Below are 377 nucleotides of genomic sequence, written 5' to 3' on the forward strand. Positions count from 1 at the left end.
CTCCAACGTCGCTCGCGAGGTCGGCCTGCATCCAGGCCAGGTGGCTGCGGCGATCAAACGCCTCGAGCGAGAGCTGGATATCCGTCTATTCGCTCGTTCTACGCGCAGCCTGCGGCTGACTGCCGAAGGAGAGCAGTACTTGCCGTTTGCCCGCGAGGCGCTAGATACGTTGCACGAAGGTCAAGACCGGATACGCCGGGAAAGTACCCGGCTGCAGGGTTTGCTGCAGGTTTCGGCTCCATCAGATCTAGGGCGCAACCTGCTGTTGTTATGGCTTTCCGAGTTTCGCCGTCAGCATCCAGCGCTCAGTCTTCGTCTACTAATTTCCGATCAAGTGGCGGATGTTTTTCGAGATCCGGTCGACGTTGCACTGCGCT

At 59.2% G+C, this 377-nt stretch carries 1 protein-coding gene; it reads left to right on the plus strand.

The window, feature by feature from the left end; genetic code table 11:
* The coding region (locus SQ11_RS15785) for a LysR family transcriptional regulator (protein WP_041515160.1) at positions 1-377 on the plus strand (377 nt) is incomplete at both ends.

Origin of the sequence: Nitrosospira sp. NpAV (assembly GCF_000832065.1) — a bacterium.
GTDB lineage: Bacteria > Pseudomonadota > Gammaproteobacteria > Burkholderiales > Nitrosomonadaceae > Nitrosospira.